At 40.7% G+C, this 15,455-nt stretch carries 16 protein-coding genes; 7 read left to right on the top strand and 9 right to left on the bottom strand.

The features are described 5' to 3' along the window. Positions 1-10: 10 nt before the first annotated feature. Genes ACJJVX_RS10520 through rpoE form a run of 3 tightly spaced genes read right to left on the bottom strand, consistent with a single transcriptional unit; the run spans position 11 to position 2,166 of the window. Entirely contained in the window at positions 11-967 is a 957-nt protein-coding gene (locus tag ACJJVX_RS10520) for a MucB/RseB C-terminal domain-containing protein (RefSeq protein ID WP_054453201.1), read from the bottom strand. 4 nt (positions 968-971) lie between these two features. Beyond that, positions 972-1,583 carry a sigma-E factor negative regulatory protein gene (locus ACJJVX_RS10515; RefSeq protein ID WP_405631385.1) on the bottom strand — a complete coding sequence of 204 codons (612 nt, stop codon included), beginning with the start codon at positions 1,581-1,583 and terminating at the stop codon, positions 972-974. Position 1,584: 1 nt separating this feature from the next. Beyond that, complete coding sequence (rpoE, locus tag ACJJVX_RS10510; protein ID WP_054205403.1) at positions 1,585-2,166, bottom strand: RNA polymerase sigma factor RpoE; 582 nt, start codon at positions 2,164-2,166, stop codon at positions 1,585-1,587. Positions 2,167-2,430: 264 nt separating this feature from the next. Here rpoE and nadB point away from each other — a divergent pair, with 264 nt between their 5' ends. After that, entirely contained in the window at positions 2,431-4,056 is a 1,626-nt protein-coding gene (gene nadB / locus ACJJVX_RS10505; RefSeq protein ID WP_405631384.1) for an L-aspartate oxidase, read from the top strand. A gap of 371 nt (positions 4,057-4,427) precedes the next feature. Here nadB and ACJJVX_RS10500 read toward each other — a convergent pair whose 3' ends face one another. Then, on the bottom strand, positions 4,428-4,679 hold the full coding sequence (locus ACJJVX_RS10500; RefSeq protein ID WP_054205400.1) for a succinate dehydrogenase assembly factor 2: 252 nt from the start codon (positions 4,677-4,679) through the stop codon (positions 4,428-4,430). A 130-nt stretch (positions 4,680-4,809) separates the two neighbouring features. Between ACJJVX_RS10500 and ACJJVX_RS10495 the strand changes: the two genes are divergently transcribed. Together ACJJVX_RS10495 and ACJJVX_RS10490 are read left to right on the top strand one after the other, a co-directional pair. Next, a complete protein-coding gene (locus ACJJVX_RS10495; protein WP_054205399.1) occupies positions 4,810-5,721 on the top strand; it encodes a folate-binding protein YgfZ in 912 nt (303 codons plus the stop codon). Between the two features lie 12 nt (positions 5,722-5,733). Next, a complete protein-coding gene (locus ACJJVX_RS10490; protein ID WP_054205398.1) occupies positions 5,734-6,219 on the top strand; it encodes a peptidylprolyl isomerase in 486 nt (161 codons plus the stop codon). A 67-nt stretch (positions 6,220-6,286) separates the two neighbouring features. On the opposite strand, the gene ACJJVX_RS10485 is transcribed toward ACJJVX_RS10490, so the two are convergent. From ACJJVX_RS10485 to ACJJVX_RS10465, 5 genes are all read right to left on the bottom strand, one after another. Beyond that, positions 6,287-6,721 (bottom strand): hypothetical protein, encoded by a 435-nt coding sequence (locus tag ACJJVX_RS10485; RefSeq protein WP_054205397.1) that lies wholly within the window; start codon positions 6,719-6,721, stop codon positions 6,287-6,289. An 18-nt stretch (positions 6,722-6,739) separates the two neighbouring features. Beyond that, positions 6,740-7,513, bottom strand: a complete 774-nt coding sequence (locus ACJJVX_RS10480; protein WP_405631550.1) for a DUF481 domain-containing protein — start codon at positions 7,511-7,513, stop codon at positions 6,740-6,742. A 91-nt stretch (positions 7,514-7,604) separates the two neighbouring features. Beyond that, entirely contained in the window at positions 7,605-7,925 is a 321-nt protein-coding gene (locus tag ACJJVX_RS10475) for an HI1450 family dsDNA-mimic protein (protein ID WP_054205395.1), read from the bottom strand. Positions 7,926-8,032: 107 nt separating this feature from the next. Further along, positions 8,033-11,149 carry an efflux RND transporter permease subunit gene (locus ACJJVX_RS10470; RefSeq protein ID WP_054453194.1) on the bottom strand — a complete coding sequence of 1,039 codons (3,117 nt, stop codon included), beginning with the start codon at positions 11,147-11,149 and terminating at the stop codon, positions 8,033-8,035. Between the two features lie 11 nt (positions 11,150-11,160). Further along, the gene (locus ACJJVX_RS10465; RefSeq protein ID WP_405631382.1) at positions 11,161-12,366 is read right to left on the bottom strand and encodes an efflux RND transporter periplasmic adaptor subunit; all 1,206 of its coding nucleotides are present in this window, start codon (positions 12,364-12,366) and stop codon (positions 11,161-11,163) included. Positions 12,367-12,625: 259 nt separating this feature from the next. On the opposite strand from ACJJVX_RS10465, the gene ACJJVX_RS10460 reads away from it, so the two are divergent. The 4 genes from ACJJVX_RS10460 (at position 12,626) to ACJJVX_RS10445 (ending at position 15,452) form a co-directional block, all read left to right on the top strand. Then, entirely contained in the window at positions 12,626-13,417 is a 792-nt protein-coding gene (locus ACJJVX_RS10460; RefSeq protein WP_054205392.1) for a crotonase/enoyl-CoA hydratase family protein, read from the top strand. Positions 13,418-13,486: 69 nt separating this feature from the next. Beyond that, the gene (locus tag ACJJVX_RS10455) at positions 13,487-13,876 is read left to right on the top strand and encodes a CidA/LrgA family protein (RefSeq protein WP_064435701.1); all 390 of its coding nucleotides are present in this window, start codon (positions 13,487-13,489) and stop codon (positions 13,874-13,876) included. Beyond that, positions 13,869-14,576: an LrgB family protein gene (locus ACJJVX_RS10450; protein ID WP_054453190.1), complete on the top strand. Its 708-nt coding sequence runs from the start codon at positions 13,869-13,871 to the stop codon at positions 14,574-14,576. Before ACJJVX_RS10455 ends, ACJJVX_RS10450 begins: the two co-directional genes overlap by 8 nt. A 39-nt stretch (positions 14,577-14,615) precedes the next feature. After that, a complete protein-coding gene (locus ACJJVX_RS10445; RefSeq protein WP_054453188.1) occupies positions 14,616-15,452 on the top strand; it encodes a mechanosensitive ion channel family protein in 837 nt (278 codons plus the stop codon). Positions 15,453-15,455: the final 3 nt, after the last annotated feature.

Raw genomic sequence — 15,455 nt, 5'->3', positions numbered from 1 at the left:
TGCTTTTAATTTACAATGGTCTTGCAACCGACTCAGCAATTGCCTTGGCGGTCATTGCTGGTATATTTCCTACCACCGACACATCAAAGCTTCCAGCATTATGAACATAAACAGTTGTAGCTCCTGATGATAAAGAACCACTCGGTCTGCGCCCTGGTAAAGGTCGTTGAACAAACACCGACACTTCAACAAAACCATCTGAATATAGATAATAATCAGTCAGTTCATTGTTTAAATCTAATTTATGGCGATCTGATTTAAGTAAACTAAACCCATCAGGTAACCAACCGATTTGCCAATTATTACCCGCTGTTTTTGACTCTTTATTAGAAACTTCAACAGCCGGTAATGACGTTGGAAATTGGCGATTAAGCATTTCCAATAACAGTGGCGCAGGCTCTTCGGTCACACTAATATGTGTTAATTGAAGCTGCTCTAGCATTTCACCGGCGTGATTAACATACGCAGATTTAAGCAACAAGGATGATTCTGCATCTAGCCAGAGCCAATAATTATACTTATATTCATCTTTTGATTCAATACGAACTAATTGAGCAGCACGTCCAGCAATACGTCCTTTACCCCCTAAAACAAAATCATAGTGCAAACTTAATCGTTCAATATTTTTGAATAGAACTTCTGGAATCGGACCTGCAATAGAGTCTGTAGCAATTGAATAAGGCGCAGATTGAGGCTCAAAATAAGTTACTTGGTTATTAATTCTAACCATTTCTAGGCCAGCACCATTAAGTAAGCTTAAATGCTCAAGTTCGGTGTCACCTTGTTTTGCATGTAACCAACGATAGGGTTCCATCGCTTTACCTTTGACGACAACAAAAGAGGCATCAAAGTTGCGGTTGTGGACGGCATCAGCCATCTGGAGCAGTAGCTCTTTAGCGGGGTTTTCGTCGTCAGCAAAGGCTGGAGCCATTAATACCAACGACAAAATAAAAGTAATAACTTTCATTAAATTAGTTTTTTTCCTCTTCGGCTTGCGCCTTAGTGTGGGCTTTTTCTAATGAATATGCAACTCGTGCTTGGCGTTGATGCTCAAGAACTAAAGCGCCTATGCGCTGCTGCTGTAACTCACGTAAACCTTGCTCTGCATTTTCAAGCGCTGGTTCTGATGAATAACTCACTGGAGACGCAACACCCGTTAAAGGTGTTGTTTGTAGCATTGGAATTTCATTCGCCGATGAATTTTCACCTTGTGGCAAAGTCTGAACACCAACAATCGCAAACATTGCCACACTGGCTGCAATAGCCAACTGTGAAATTGGTTTACGCCAGTTAAATGCCACTACATTATCGGTGCCGTTTGCCACTAGAGGTGTAGGCTGTGTCTGTTTTTGACTAAAGTCAGCATACACAGGTTCACTTTCTAGTGCTTTTGCAACGCTATCACTGATATCTATAACGAAGGCATTATCTGACTCAGCACGCATAGCATCACCAATCAATGCGTAACGACCAAAAGTAGCAGCATCATCAGATGCTAACACTTGATTCTCTAGTGGTTGTTCGCCGTCAAGTAATGCGGATAGATGTTGATTATCCAACTTGTTAACGTCTGCTTTTGTCATATTAAGACTCGCCTATTAATGGGTTTAATTTGTTATCAATTGCTTCACGGGCACGGAAAATACGCGAACGCACCGTCCCGACTGGGCAATCCATCACCACTGCTATTTCTTCATAGCTCATCCCTTCGATTTCTCGTAGGGTGATTGCGGTTTTAAGATCTTCAGGCAAACTATCAATGGTGCTAAAAATAACTGCGCGAACTTCTTCGCTTAATAACAAGTTTTCAGGGGATGCATTTGAACGCATTGCATCTGCGCCATCGTAAAATTCGGCATCGTCAGCATCTATATCATTTGCTGGCGGTTTGCGACCCTGAGCCACTAAGTAATTTTTAGCACAATTAACGGCGATACGGTATAACCAAGTATAAAAGGCACTGTCCCCTCTAAAGTTAGGAAGAGCACGATACGCTTTAATAAACGCCTCTTGTGCTACATCAGCAATATCACCTTGATTTGATACGTAACGTGAAATCAAACCAGCGATTTTATTCTGATACTTCTTTACTAAAAGATTGAAGGCATTTTTATCGCCTTGCTGGACCCTTTTTACTAGCGCTAAATCCAAATCCTGCTCGCTCATTCGAGCCGGTACTCCTATATCTAATTATTGCTTGTTATTCATATCTTAGCCATTGTTCACAAATACTCTGACTACGCTATGAACAAAAAGTTCTGTTTAATATTATTATTTTATAAAATAGCCGTAAATAAGTTGGCAAAAGCTGAAAATCACTAATAGTGTCGCGCCAAATATGATACATATACGCCTATCATAATAATATTGATTGCTCGTACCAATTGCATAAATTAGTATCTGAGCATTGTAACCGCAAAGACCACGGACATGAACCAAAATAAACACCACATTACGGATGTCGCGATTATAGGCAGTGGCGCAGCTGGCCTCTCATTAGCTCTGTCTTTAGCCAACCACTGTAAAGTCACCGTAATTAGTAAAGGTGAACTAACCGAAGGTTCCACACTCTATGCCCAAGGCGGAATTGCTGCTGTTTTTGATAAAAAAAATGACAGTATAGAATCGCATGTGCAAGACACTTTAGATGCCGGTGGTGGTTTATGCGACAGAGAAGCTGTTCATTACACTGCAAGCAATGCCCCTAATTGCTTACAATGGCTTATTGAGCAAGGCGTCCCCTTTGATATGGAATTTGACAGCAAAGGCAAAGAACGTTTTCACTTAACGCGTGAAGGCGGCCACAGTCACCGGCGTATTCTTCATGCTGCAGACGCAACTGGTCGCGCTGTACAAACGACCCTGATAAGCCAAGTGCAAGCACACCCTAGAATAACATTGCTTGAACAATATAATGCAATTGATTTGATTGGTGATAAAAAACTAGGCCAAACCGGCCAACATATTCACGGCGTGTATATGTGGAACCGCGCGGCAAAAAAAGTCGAAACGATTTCAGCTAAATTCGTGGCTTTAGCTACCGGTGGAGCCAGTAAAGTCTACCTCTATACATCAAACCCTGACGTATCTAGCGGTGACGGTATTGCAATGGCATGGCGTGCGGGGTGTCGCGTTGCCAATATGGAATTTAACCAATTCCACCCAACTAGCCTATATCACCCAGAGTTACAGAATTTTCTTATAACAGAAGCCATGCGTGGTGAAGGCGCTTACTTAAAACGCCCTGATGGCACCCGATTTATGAAAGATTTTGATACTCGTGAAGAATTAGCACCAAGAGATATTGTTGCTCGCGCTATCGATTTCGAAATGAAGCGCTTAGGTGCAAATTGCGTATATTTGGATATCAGCCACAAAGATAAAGACTTTATTATTGAGCACTTTCCTACTATTTACGCAAAGTGCTTGAGTGTGGGTCTTGATATTACTAAAGACCCGATCCCAGTAGTACCGGCAGCTCATTACACTTGTGGTGGCGTAATGACTGATTTTAACGGTAAAACCGATCTAGATAATCTTTACGCAATTGGCGAAGTCGCTTACACAGGCCTACATGGCGCTAACCGTATGGCGAGTAATTCATTGTTAGAATGCATTGTGTTTGCCCATGCCGCAGCAAAAGACATTTTAGCTAAAATACAGCACAGCCCGGCATTAAAAACCTTACCTGTATGGGATGAAAGTCGTGTTACTAATTCAGATGAAGAAGTGGTGATCACGCATAATTGGCATGAGTTACGTCTATTTATGTGGGATTATGTTGGCATAGTACGTTCAACTAAGCGCTTGGAACGCGCTTTACACCGTGTTGAACTACTACAACAAGAAATTCGTGATTATTATGCAAACTTCCGCGTTACTAATAACTTATTAGAGCTACGTAACCTAGTCCAAGTTGCTGAGCTTATTATTCGAAGTGCTATGGAGCGAAAAGAAAGCAGAGGCCTTCATTACACCATTGACTACCCACAGTTAAATGATAACCCAACCCCAACTATTTTAACCCCGCCGACTCAGTTCGAGCAGCCAAAATAGCACGTTTAAGGCGAATGAAGTTTTGCGGCTCAACACTCCTGGCATTAACAATTAACCAGCGAGATTGAGCCAATGATTCTATATGTAACCACACACTCTTTGGATACACTCGGCTTTTACAACTGAGATTACCGTTGATTTTTACTGTTTTACTTTCAAAGCAGATATTTGACGATGATAAAATCACAACCCCCTCATCACTATGCACAGCTTTAAATTGCAGCCAACACCAACGGCCACTAATAAAAGCCATAGCCAAAGTAAGTAGTTGAACTGTAAGGGTGGTTAAAAAAAGACTAAAACAACAGGCGAACAAACCAAATAAGACCACAAAGGGTTTGTGGTCTGCTTTATTTCTTGCAACCGTGAATCTATACACGAACCCGGTCTAAAATAAGTTGTACCATTTGCTTCAGTTCTGGGTCTTTACATTCTTGATGGCCCATAAACCACGCAAATAAATCGGGATCATCAGCTTCTAATAAACGCTGTAGTACAGCTTGCTGCTGCACAGATAATGAATCAAATGCCTCATCGACAAACGGCATAAACAACACATCGAGTTCTAACATGCCGCGGCGACAAGCCCAACGGATACGCGCTTTATTGTGAATTTCAGTCATTTTTTACCTCGTACTTAGTTACCTTGCAGTTTAACAAATTGCACCTGAATAAACAGCAATTTATGCATCTATACCCTCAGCGCTAACTACGGTATTATGAGCCTCTATATTTTTTGTAACGCAGGTTTTTATGTCAACAGTATATGCATGCCCTTTGTCACATCAGCTGATCCGCATTAGTGGTGTTGATAAACTCGCCTACCTTCATGGTCAAATTACTCAAGATATCAACAAGCTAAGCCAAAATAACTATTTATGGACTGGGCATTGTAATGCCAAAGGTAAACTATGGAGCGTCGCGAAATTATTTGCCTACCAAGATAGCTACTATTTAGCGGCCTCTGAAGTTGAAATCACCCAATCACTAGCTGAATTGAAAAAATATGCGGTATTTTCAAACGTTGAGCTCCTAGCAGCAACAGAAAAATTAATCGGTTTAATTGGTGAAGACGTAACCGCAGCCCTAAAAAGCCTCGATATCCATTTTAATGGGCAGGATAACGCGTGTGATTTTAGTTATGGTAAAGCCATAAAACTAGCAGACAACCGTATCTTATTAATGGTTAATGCTGACTTTTCTCTTCCTGATGACGTTATCGCGCTTGAAAACGATGCTTTGTGGCAACAACACGCTATTTTAGCTGGTGAACCTGAACTCAATGAGTTGGCCCTTGGTGAATATGTCCCGCAAATGGTTAACCTACAAGCTATTGGCGGAATTAGCTTTCGTAAAGGGTGTTATACCGGCCAAGAAACTGTAGCGCGAATGAAATACCTTGGTAAGAATAAACGCGCAATGTATATAGTGTCAGGACATAGTGACGGAGAATTGGCAGAGCCGGAACTAGAAACTCAAATGGGTGAAAACTGGCGCCGCGCGGGTAAATTAATAAGCCAAGCTTACAACCCGCAAAGTAAAACCTTATTTGGCCTTGTAGTGTTGCCAAACGACAGTGAACCTAGTCAGTTACTGCGTGCAAAACATGCCCCGGCGGTAGAGCTATCAATTCTTCCTCTACCCTACTCTCTTGACGACGAATAAATAGGAGTAACTATGATCGTTGCAACAAATAAAGTGGTAAAAATGCATTATTCTGTTATGGATAATGACAAAAACTCTATCGATAACTCATTTGATGGTGAGCCACTCATTTTTATCGTTGGTACAGGTTACTTAATTCAAGGCCTAGAAGACGCACTTATAGGTAAAGAAGCTGGTGACACTTTGAGTGTTACTGTTGAACCTGAAAACGGTTACGGTGAACGCCATGATGAACTCATGCAAGCAGTACCTAAATCAATGTTTGAAGATATGGAAATTGAAGTAGGTATGCAATTTCGTGCTTCTACCGATGATGGTGATCAATCAGTCATGATCATTGATATTCAAGAAGACGAAGTTATTGTTGATGGTAACAACCCTCTTGCAGGGATCACATTAAACTTTGATGTAGAAATTCTTGAAGTGCGTGATGCCACGGCCGACGAACTAGCCCATGGTCATGTACATGTTGAAGGTGGTTGTGGTCACGACCATTAATCAATTACCCCTAATAAATAAAAAGCGCTAATGCGCTTTTTATTTATTAATTTTACGATATTTAGGGCTACTCAGGCTTACTAATTTTATCGGCTAAAGCAGCAAGTAAACCATCTTGATCATTAGTTCCTAACCGATACTGACTACCATCTTTTAAAACTAGCTGTACTGCACTAAACCCTGACACAGTATACACCCAACCATCATGCGTAATACGTAAACCAATACCGTGTCTATATGAGTTTTCTACCGCTTTAGCTTCGACTATATCTGTCAATTGTAACTTATCGCCAAATACACCAGGGCCAAAACCCCAACTGATTTGAGTGTCATCAACTTTAATAGTTAAACCATGAAAGAAAAATGCCACCAGCACTAAAATTGCTGCAAATACCATTAACGGCATATCCGCACCAATTAAATACCACGCTAAACCTACAAAACTGGCAATCCAGCTCAATATAACAAAAATGAACAGTGCAAATTGTTTATGTTGATACATAACACTCTCTAATAAATATTAAAAACTATAAACGAATGTCGCACTTAGCTCCGAATCAAACTTTAGTTTGTCATTTTCCGGTTTGGAGTTATAACGATATAAATAAGCAAACTTTAACGACACCGCCCCCATAACTTGGCTGATCAATGAAGTTTCTGATTTCAATCGCGAATTCAGCCCCGAAAGCGATTGTTCAATACTAACATCTTGATTAAAGCGCGTACGCTTTGAAACAGTACGCTCCCATTGCAGCGCCAAACGCAACAAATAGCCCGTTTTAGTACTATCATCATCCGCTTCACCTACTGCAACAGAGCGATATAAGCCAGGGCCGATATCAAAATCAACTTGATTTTTAACCCCTTCATATAGCCTATTTCCATAACCTGTGGCTAACGTACTTTTAAAGTCCAAGCCACTAAATTTATCTTCTTCGTAATCCCCATATATAAAGAAAGAAGCGTTTTTCACACCAACTTTATAGTTTCCTTGCGCTGATATGAACACTCTGTTGGCCGAGACTTCGTCATCGCCGGTAGCCTCATTTTTGTCTCGCTTATATAACGTATCTATTTTAAATTGATTACGCCAACTATCAAAATCTTGATATAAGTTGCCCTTGAACTTAAAGCTCGTCGAATTAGTATTGCCCCGACTAACAATAAAGCCAAATTCAATATCACCGTAGAGTAACTCACCTTGATGAATTTTATGGATCTCTTCATCTGAAAGTTGCCCATATTCATGAAAGTCTTCAAATGGGTCAACCGCCCAGATTTTAAAGCTCAATATCAAGCTCAATAGCAGAAATAGCCTAATCACTGACAAATCTTTGTATGATTGCTTAACATAAGTACTTTATAACGGAGATATGGCATCTAAATTATTCGCTTTCTTTCCATAAAATATGGCAAAACGGTGCATCTTTATCGCGACTTATCAAAATTTTAGCAAATAAAATATCTTGATTATCAAACTCAAGACCGACGAGTACTTGAACAAATAATTCTGGTTCAATTTCAAGTGCCACAAAATCATGCCATTGGTCATCTGGCTCACCTTCTTCAATAAAGCCAAGCTCTTCGCGATGTTGATTAAAATCTTCAACATCCTGCTCCGTAAGGTTATCTGGTGCTAATTCTAAAAAGATATCATAAGCTTGGTGCGTTACTTCTTCTTCACTGTATAAACGGGGCCCTGTCATCGCCATAAACCTTTCAAGATGCAATTACCAAGTATAGTATCAAACCTCAGCAAATTTTTGACAAAAAAAAGTCAGGTTTCCCTGACTTTTTTTACACGACCCTTACTTCACTCTTGAGTCGATACAGTACCTTTTATTTTTTCACGCATTGATTGCACCAAACTATAAAATAATGGAACTAGCAAAGTGCCAAAAATAGTTGCGGCTAGCATACCTGCCAATACAGTAACACCCAATGAGACTCGGCTTCCAGCCCCTGCACCTGTTGCAAAGACTAAAGGTAACACGCCTAAGACAAACGAAAGAGCTGTCATTAATACTGCTCGAAAACGCATGCTTGCCGCGCTCAATGCAGCGTCAAATATACTCTTACCAGCAGCACGCTCCTCCATCGCAAATTCAACAATTAAAATTGCGGTTTTGGTCGACATCCCTATTAACAACACTAAACCAACCTGCGCGTAAATGTTATTTTCCATACCTAATACATACAATGCCAACATAGCACCAAACATTGCCAATGGGATCGCTGCAATGACTGAAAATGGAATTGTCCAACTTTCATATTGCGCAACTAAAAATAGGTAAACAAATATAACCGCTAGACCAAATAGGATAGGTGCCATATTACCCGCTTCAATCTCTTGCTTAGACTGCCCCGCCCATTCAAACACATAGCCATTAGGTAACTGCGACGCCAACTCTTGCATAGCTGCAATTGCATCACCACTTGAAAACCCTGCCGCGGCTTGGCCACTAATATTAGCACTACGGTATAGGTTAAAGTGGTTTAAAGTCGTAGGCCCAAGGATCGGCTCTAATTTAGCGAGTGTAGTCAGTGGAACCATATCCCCTTTATCGTTACGAACAAAGTAATGTTGTAAGTCAGTGGGATTTTTACGGAACTCACTCTCAGCCTGCATAATCACTTTATAAGTACGGCTAAACTGATTAAAGTCATTGATATATAACGAGCCCAGTTGCGCTTGTAGCGTTAAGAATATATCACTCAAAGCAACACCTTGAGCTTTGGCTTTGTTACGATCAACCTCTAAAAAGTACTGCGGAACATTTGCTCTGAAGGTACTGTAAACATTGCTGAGGTTAGGATGCTGATTTGCCTCATACACTAAGCCGTTAAGAACTTGGGCCAGCTGCGTTGGATCACGCCCCTCACTATCTTGTAAGCGAAACTCAAAACCAGAGCTGCTTCCCAAACCGGGAATAGGAGGCGGATTAAAGACCATCACTTGCGCATCTGGCATTGCCCACATTTGCCCCATCAAACGACCTATAACAGACTTTAAGCCTAATTCAGGGCTGGTACGTTCTTCCCAATCTTTTAAAATCACAATACCTAACGCATTATTTGAACCTGCACCACCAATTAATGAAAACCCTGATACGGCTATAAAATCAGTCGCTGCGGGCTCATTTTTAACTATTTCGGCTATTTTATGCATCACTTTTTCTGTGCGTCCACTTGCAGCTGCATCAGGTAATTGCACATCAACAAATACAAAGCCTTGATCTTCTGCTGGAATAAACCCTGTCGGGACACTTTTGGCCAACCATCCAGCGGCCACAAAAATAACCAATGCAAAAATAGCCATTCGTGCCGAACGTTTCAAAATAAAGTGTATGATTTTAGAATAGACGGTAGTAGATTTAGTAATACTTCTATCAACGGGCGCTAACCATTTTATCGGCGTCATTACTTTTTCATTTAGTAATAACGCACATAATGCAGGGCTTAAAGTAAGCGCATTGACAGATGATATAAGCACTGCAAACGAAATAGTAACAGAGAATTGTTTATAAAGTTCCCCAGTAATACCTGGCATAAAACCTACAGGCACAAATACCGCAAGTAACACTAAGGTGGTAGCTATAATCGGCCCTGTCACTTGTTCCATGGCTTTCGTTACGGCTTCTTTAATGGGTAGTTTTTCTTCTTTGAGGATACGCTCAACGTTTTCAATAACAATAATCGCATCATCAACCACAATACCTATAGCAAGCACTAAACCAAACAAGGTAATTAAGTTAATTGAATACCCCATTGCCATCATAAAAGCAAAGGTTCCCACTAAAGAAACAGGAATAGCGATAGTAGGAATAAGTGTAGCTCGCCAATTTTGTAAAAATAAAAACACCACTAACACGACTAAACCAACGGCTTGAAATAATGTAACAACAACTTCATCAATCGATCGGTTAATAAACTCAGTTGTATCATACGGTATAGAATATTCAACACCGTCAGGGAGTTGCTTTGCAAGTTCTGCCATTTTAGCTTTTACATCGCTTGCTACCTGCGTTGCGTTAGCATCTGTTAATTGGTAAATAACAATGAAAGCCGTATCTTGCTGGTTTAACTTAGCTATTACGCTGTAATCAGCAGAGCCCAGTTCAATACGTGCAATATCACTAAGACGGACGAAATTGCCATCTTGGTTTGAGCGAAGAATAGTTTGGCCAAACTCTTCGGGGGTTTTTAAGCGCCCTCGAGCTTGAATCGAATATTCAAATTGCTGGCTTGGTAAGCTTGGCGCTGCGCCTAATTTACCGGCTGCTACAATGGTATTTTGCTCTTGTAAAGCAGCCTGTACCTCAGCGATTGTTAGCCCAAGTGCAGCCATTTTATCTGGGCGCAACCACAAGCGCATCGAATAGGTCCTTTCGCCCATAACTTCTGCTGACGCAACACCAGGTATACGCCCAAGTGATTCGGTTAAATAATTGGTTGCATAGTTACTCAAAAATATATCATCAATATTATCTTTGCTAGAGAAGAGGTTAATCCCCAGTAGCATTGCACTTGATTTTTTCTTAACTGATACCCCCTGACGCTTTACCTCTGCAGGTAAGCCAGGCTCAGCAAGCGCCACCCTATTTTGCACGTTGACCTGTGCAATATCAGTGTCTGTACCAACTTTAAAATATACGGTTATGCTGCCAATGCCATTATTCGTTGAGCTCGATTCAATGTACATCATATCTTCAACACCATTGATTTGTTCTTCAATGGGTCTGATCACAGATTCCTCGACTATCTGTGCACTTGCACCAGGGTAGACCGCGGTAATTTGTACTTGCGGCGGGGTTATCTCCGGGTACATATTCACCGGTAGTAATCCCATTGAAATCAAACCTGCAAGGGTGATAACAATCGAAATCACTAAGGCAAATTTAGGCCGCGCGATAAACGTTTTACTGATCATGAACGCTCCTTTTAGCCCACGGCATTAGTTAAATTAGAAATAGTACCCGTGGTGTGATCAACCTTTTTCTCGACTGGCTTAACTTCCACCCCTTGGCGCACTTTTTGCAAACCTTCGACAATCACTTGCTCGCCTTGCTCAAGGCCAGACTCAACAACCCACATTGCATTAATACGACGACCTAATTGCACAATACGAGTGGCTACTTTTTTATCATCCCCAACGACGAGTACAAATTTGCCTTGTTGGTTTTCTTGAACTGCAGCCTGCGGTATTAATGCCTGCTTTTGCTTATCTTTACTTTCTAAAATCAAGGTTACAAATAAACCCGGCATAACTATATTATTAGGATTAGCAAACGTTGCTCGTAGTTCTACCGTCCCCGTACTGCGATCAACTTTAGTATCAGCGAAATCAAGTTGCCCTTTTGATGCTAGGTTTGAGTTATTAGGTAAACGCAGAGATAAATCAATTGGTACATTTTGTGGGTTGCCTTCACTACCTTGGTGCTTTTGGCGGTAACTTATATAGTCAGACTCTTCTACCTGAAAATTAACGTAAATAGGGTCAACATCAGTAAGCTGAGCCAACTCGTTTGATGTTGGTCCAACTAAGTTACCTACATCATAGTTTACTTTACCAATACGCCCTGCAAATGGCGCTTTAATTTGTGTGTAACTTAAATTCAATTTAGCTTTTTCAAGATTGGCTTGTGCCGATTTAACCGCTGCAGCTGCTTGATCGTACTTTGTTGTTAACTTATCTAAATCAGATTGCGAAATAAACCCTTGAGAGGCGACTTCTTTGCCTCGAGTTAGGTCTCGCTTTGCACCATCTGCGCCAGCAATTTTGCTTTTTAAATCAGCCTCAATTCCTGCTACTGAAGATTGATACTCACTTGGATCAATCTTCAGTAATAACTGCCCTTTTTCTACATAGGATCCTTCATCAAAGTGGCGTTCAATCAGCTCACCTTCAACCCTCGCACGTATTTTAACTTCCTGATGCGCCTCAGTCCTCGCAACAAACTCTCGATAATTTCCAACATCTTGCGTTATAACCTTAAATACCGAAACGGCCGGAGGCGGAGCAACTTGTTTAGTAGCCGAGTCATCAGAGCAGCCTGCTATTGACGCAAATAATGCACCACCAATCATACATTTAATGGTTAATGACAGGTAAGTACCTAAAATATTAGGCGTAAACCGTTTCAGCATAGCTTTCTCCTTGGCAGGTAATGAAATGCATTACCATTTGGTTATTATCTAATTGTGCAAAACGCAACGTACGTTTAGGGCAAGTATTGACGATAGGTTTTGTGGTAAGTTCAAATAAAATATACACCACTTTGTAATTTTTTGTACATTGGTTTTACATTTGTGTCGCTGCTGTAAATTTTTGTTCAATTAAAGAGTGACGCTTTACATGTAATCGATTAACTCGTAAGCTAAAAATCAACAGGTCAGAGGAGTTGGCATGATTACATTAGAAATAAAAAACACAGTTGCGTACGTCACACTATTTCGAGCAGAGAAACAAAATGCGCTTAATTTCATCATGTTCAAACAACTGGCTAAAGTCATAAAGCAGCTTAAAAAAAACAAGTCGATTCGCGCTGTTATTATTCAAGGCAGTGGTGAACACTTTTGTTCAGGGCTTGATGTAGCAAGTGTAATGAAATCCCCAATAGATATGTTTAAATTGCTCTTTAAATGGCTGCCTGGTAACTGTAACTTAGCTCAACAAGTTGTGCTTGGATGGCAGTCTCTAAGTGTCCCTGTATTTGCAGTTATACAAGGAAACTGCTTTGGAGGGGGATTACAAATAGCGTTAGGCGCTGATTATAGAATTGCTCATCCGGATACACAGTTAGCAATAATGGAAGCACGCTGGGGACTTTGCCCCGATATGGGTGCTAATGTCATTTTACCTAGTTTATTAAAGCGTGATGACGCGCAATGGCTAGCAAGTCATGCCGAACCAATAAGTGCATACAAAGCACACGAGATTGGCTTGGTCACTCTACTCAGTGACAACCCACATGATGCCTGCCAAAGTATGATTACAACTTTACTCGAGCGCTCCCCCGATGCCCTTGCAGCTATAAAGCGAGTCACACAACAAAGTTATCACACGCCAAAACGTCGCATTTTAGCAAAAGAAACCTTTAGCCAAATCAGGTTAATTATCAATCCAAATACCAAAAAAGCGATTGCCAAAGCAAAAGGTAACGACACGATAAAATATCAAAACCCTAAACACTGGTAGTCTATAAGTCGCATAGTTTTTTTAGGCTAAACATGTTCAAGTTTACTCATTAATTAAATAAAATAAGCAATGATGAAAACGACCCAAGTATTATCTTACCCTGTACTACGCTATTTGATTAGTAGCGCATTGATCATTGGTAGTTTAGCTGCGGCAAAAACAATAATGCACTTGATTGGAGGGGGTTTTCCTGCGCCATTACTTGGGATGCTTATATTACTGTCGCTGCTACTATGTGGCTTAGTGAAAGAGCAACAATTACTTCCCTGCGCTTCACCTCTTTTAAATTTTATGCCCCTGTTTTTCATCCCCGCCGGTGTCGGATTTATTGAACACTTAGGCTTAATTAGACAGCATTGGCAGTTTTTAACAGCCACACTGATTTTTGTTCCCCTGAGTAGCTTAATTCTGATCAGTTATGTGATTGCCCTATTCAAAGGACGGGATCATAATGAGTAATATGTGGTGGTTGAGCATTCCAATTATAATTACGCTCTTTATATTACTGAGAAAGTTGAATTCTCGAATTCAATCACCTTTATTAAAGGCAATAAGTAACCCCGTATTTTTAGCCATTACTATTTTCGCGGTTATCCTTGTTGCAGCAGATTTATCTTACACGCGCTTTTATCAGCACAGTCAATTACTCAGCTGGCTATTAGAGCCGGCCATTGTTGCACTAGCACTGCCTCTTTATCAGCAATTTATCCATATCAGAAAAAACGCTTTATTAATTTTACTTAGCTGTACTTTTGGCGTTATTAATGCAACCGTTGTAGCGACATTATTGAGCGCTTTATTTGATGTTCCTGTGCACCTAGCTGCGTCTGTAGCAGCACTGTCTGTAACAACGCCTATTACTTTGCTTATTACCGATTCGCTCGGCGGCATTGCATCCCTAGCCGCAGCGATGGTTATTTTTATTGGCCTGCTGGGAGCGCTATTTGGCTTTATGCTTTTTCGCATTTTGGGGATTTATAACCACCAAGCACAAGGTGTTGCTATAGGTACTGCATGCCATGCTATTGGCACCGCCGCAGCATTAAATGAAAATACGAGCATTGGTGCTTTTGCATCAGTTGCCATGGCATTAAGCGCGCTGGTAACTGCGTTAATCGTTCCTCTACTTTATCCTTTTTTAAGCCAAGCTCTGCTATGATAAGCAACAATAGAGCGTTTAATTTTTAATGAGCACGTAATGATCAGTACAGAAATACAACAAGTCGAAAAATATTACACCATGATCAGCGAGTACCTCGTTAAGTACAGCATGCAGCTAGTCGGCGCAGTATTGATCTTAATTTTTGGTTTATGGGTTGCGCAAAAAATATCTAAAATGGTTGCCGCACTCATGGCGCGCAATAATATGGATATCACGCTTACTAACTTTGTCAGTAATGTCGTAAAAGTACTGCTGGTCATCATGTTTATTATTATCGCATTGGGCAAAATAGGCATAAGCGTTACACCATTTGTAGCTGCTATTGGTGCCGCGTCCCTTGGTGCAGGCTTAGCACTACAAGGGATGTTGTCTAACTATGGCGCAGGTTTGGCGATTATTGCCACTCGTCCGTTTATAGTAGGCGATACCATTGAAGTTAAAAACGTCAGTGGCCAAGTTAAAACGATTGAGCTGGGACATACTGTTCTTATCAACGAAGAGAAAGTCGAAATTACCATTCCAAATAAGCATATCGTCGGTGAAATCCTGCATAACTCGTTTAATTACTCTCTTGTTAAGGGCGAAATAGACATCGCTTATAACGCCAGTGCTGAACAAGCAATTGAACTCATTGAAGGGGTATTAAAAAATCATGAATTAGTTGCTGATGACCCTCATTCACAGGTCGGCATTGAGCGCTTTGCAGACAGCGGCGTTACTATTAGTTATCGCTATTGGGTACCAACAACTAAAATTATTGAAACCAAATTGGCTGTCAATGGAGGCGTATATAAAGTAATTCAAAACGCAGATATTGAAATTCCATTCCCGCAACGGGTTATTACTATCAACAAAAATGATCTGGATAGTTAATTT

This window comes from Pseudoalteromonas sp. Ld20 (assembly GCF_045064175.1).
Classification (GTDB): Bacteria; Pseudomonadota; Gammaproteobacteria; order Enterobacterales; family Alteromonadaceae; genus Pseudoalteromonas; species Pseudoalteromonas neustonica.
The sequence above is the reverse complement of the archived record's forward strand: the minus strand, read 5'-3'. Positions and strand labels throughout refer to the sequence as shown.

What these genes read in the sequence shown, in the direction of transcription:
- ACJJVX_RS10490 (WP_054205398.1), top strand. Translation starts at nt 5,734, where the DNA reads ATGATCGTTGCAACAAATAAAGTGGTAAAAATGCATTATTCTGTTATG.
- ACJJVX_RS10515 (WP_405631385.1), bottom strand. Translation starts at nt 1,583, where the DNA reads ATGACAAAAGCAGACGTTAACAAGTTGGATAATCAACATCTATCCGCA.
- ACJJVX_RS10445 (WP_054453188.1), top strand. Translation starts at nt 14,616, where the DNA reads ATGATCAGTACAGAAATACAACAAGTCGAAAAATATTACACCATGATC.
- ACJJVX_RS10455 (WP_064435701.1), top strand. Translation starts at nt 13,487, where the DNA reads ATGATGAAAACGACCCAAGTATTATCTTACCCTGTACTACGCTATTTG.
- nadB (WP_405631384.1), top strand. Translation starts at nt 2,431, where the DNA reads ATGAACCAAAATAAACACCACATTACGGATGTCGCGATTATAGGCAGT.
- rpoE (WP_054205403.1), bottom strand. Translation starts at nt 2,166, where the DNA reads ATGAGCGAGCAGGATTTGGATTTAGCGCTAGTAAAAAGGGTCCAGCAA.
- ACJJVX_RS10465 (WP_405631382.1), bottom strand. Translation starts at nt 12,366, where the DNA reads ATGCTGAAACGGTTTACGCCTAATATTTTAGGTACTTACCTGTCATTA.
- ACJJVX_RS10520 (WP_054453201.1), bottom strand. Translation starts at nt 967, where the DNA reads ATGAAAGTTATTACTTTTATTTTGTCGTTGGTATTAATGGCTCCAGCC.
- ACJJVX_RS10495 (WP_054205399.1), top strand. Translation starts at nt 4,810, where the DNA reads ATGTCAACAGTATATGCATGCCCTTTGTCACATCAGCTGATCCGCATT.
- ACJJVX_RS10450 (WP_054453190.1), top strand. Translation starts at nt 13,869, where the DNA reads ATGAGTAATATGTGGTGGTTGAGCATTCCAATTATAATTACGCTCTTT.
- ACJJVX_RS10470 (WP_054453194.1), bottom strand. Translation starts at nt 11,149, where the DNA reads ATGATCAGTAAAACGTTTATCGCGCGGCCTAAATTTGCCTTAGTGATT.
- ACJJVX_RS10475 (WP_054205395.1), bottom strand. Translation starts at nt 7,925, where the DNA reads ATGACAGGGCCCCGTTTATACAGTGAAGAAGAAGTAACGCACCAAGCT.
- ACJJVX_RS10460 (WP_054205392.1), top strand. Translation starts at nt 12,626, where the DNA reads ATGATTACATTAGAAATAAAAAACACAGTTGCGTACGTCACACTATTT.
- ACJJVX_RS10500 (WP_054205400.1), bottom strand. Translation starts at nt 4,679, where the DNA reads ATGACTGAAATTCACAATAAAGCGCGTATCCGTTGGGCTTGTCGCCGC.
- ACJJVX_RS10485 (WP_054205397.1), bottom strand. Translation starts at nt 6,721, where the DNA reads ATGTATCAACATAAACAATTTGCACTGTTCATTTTTGTTATATTGAGC.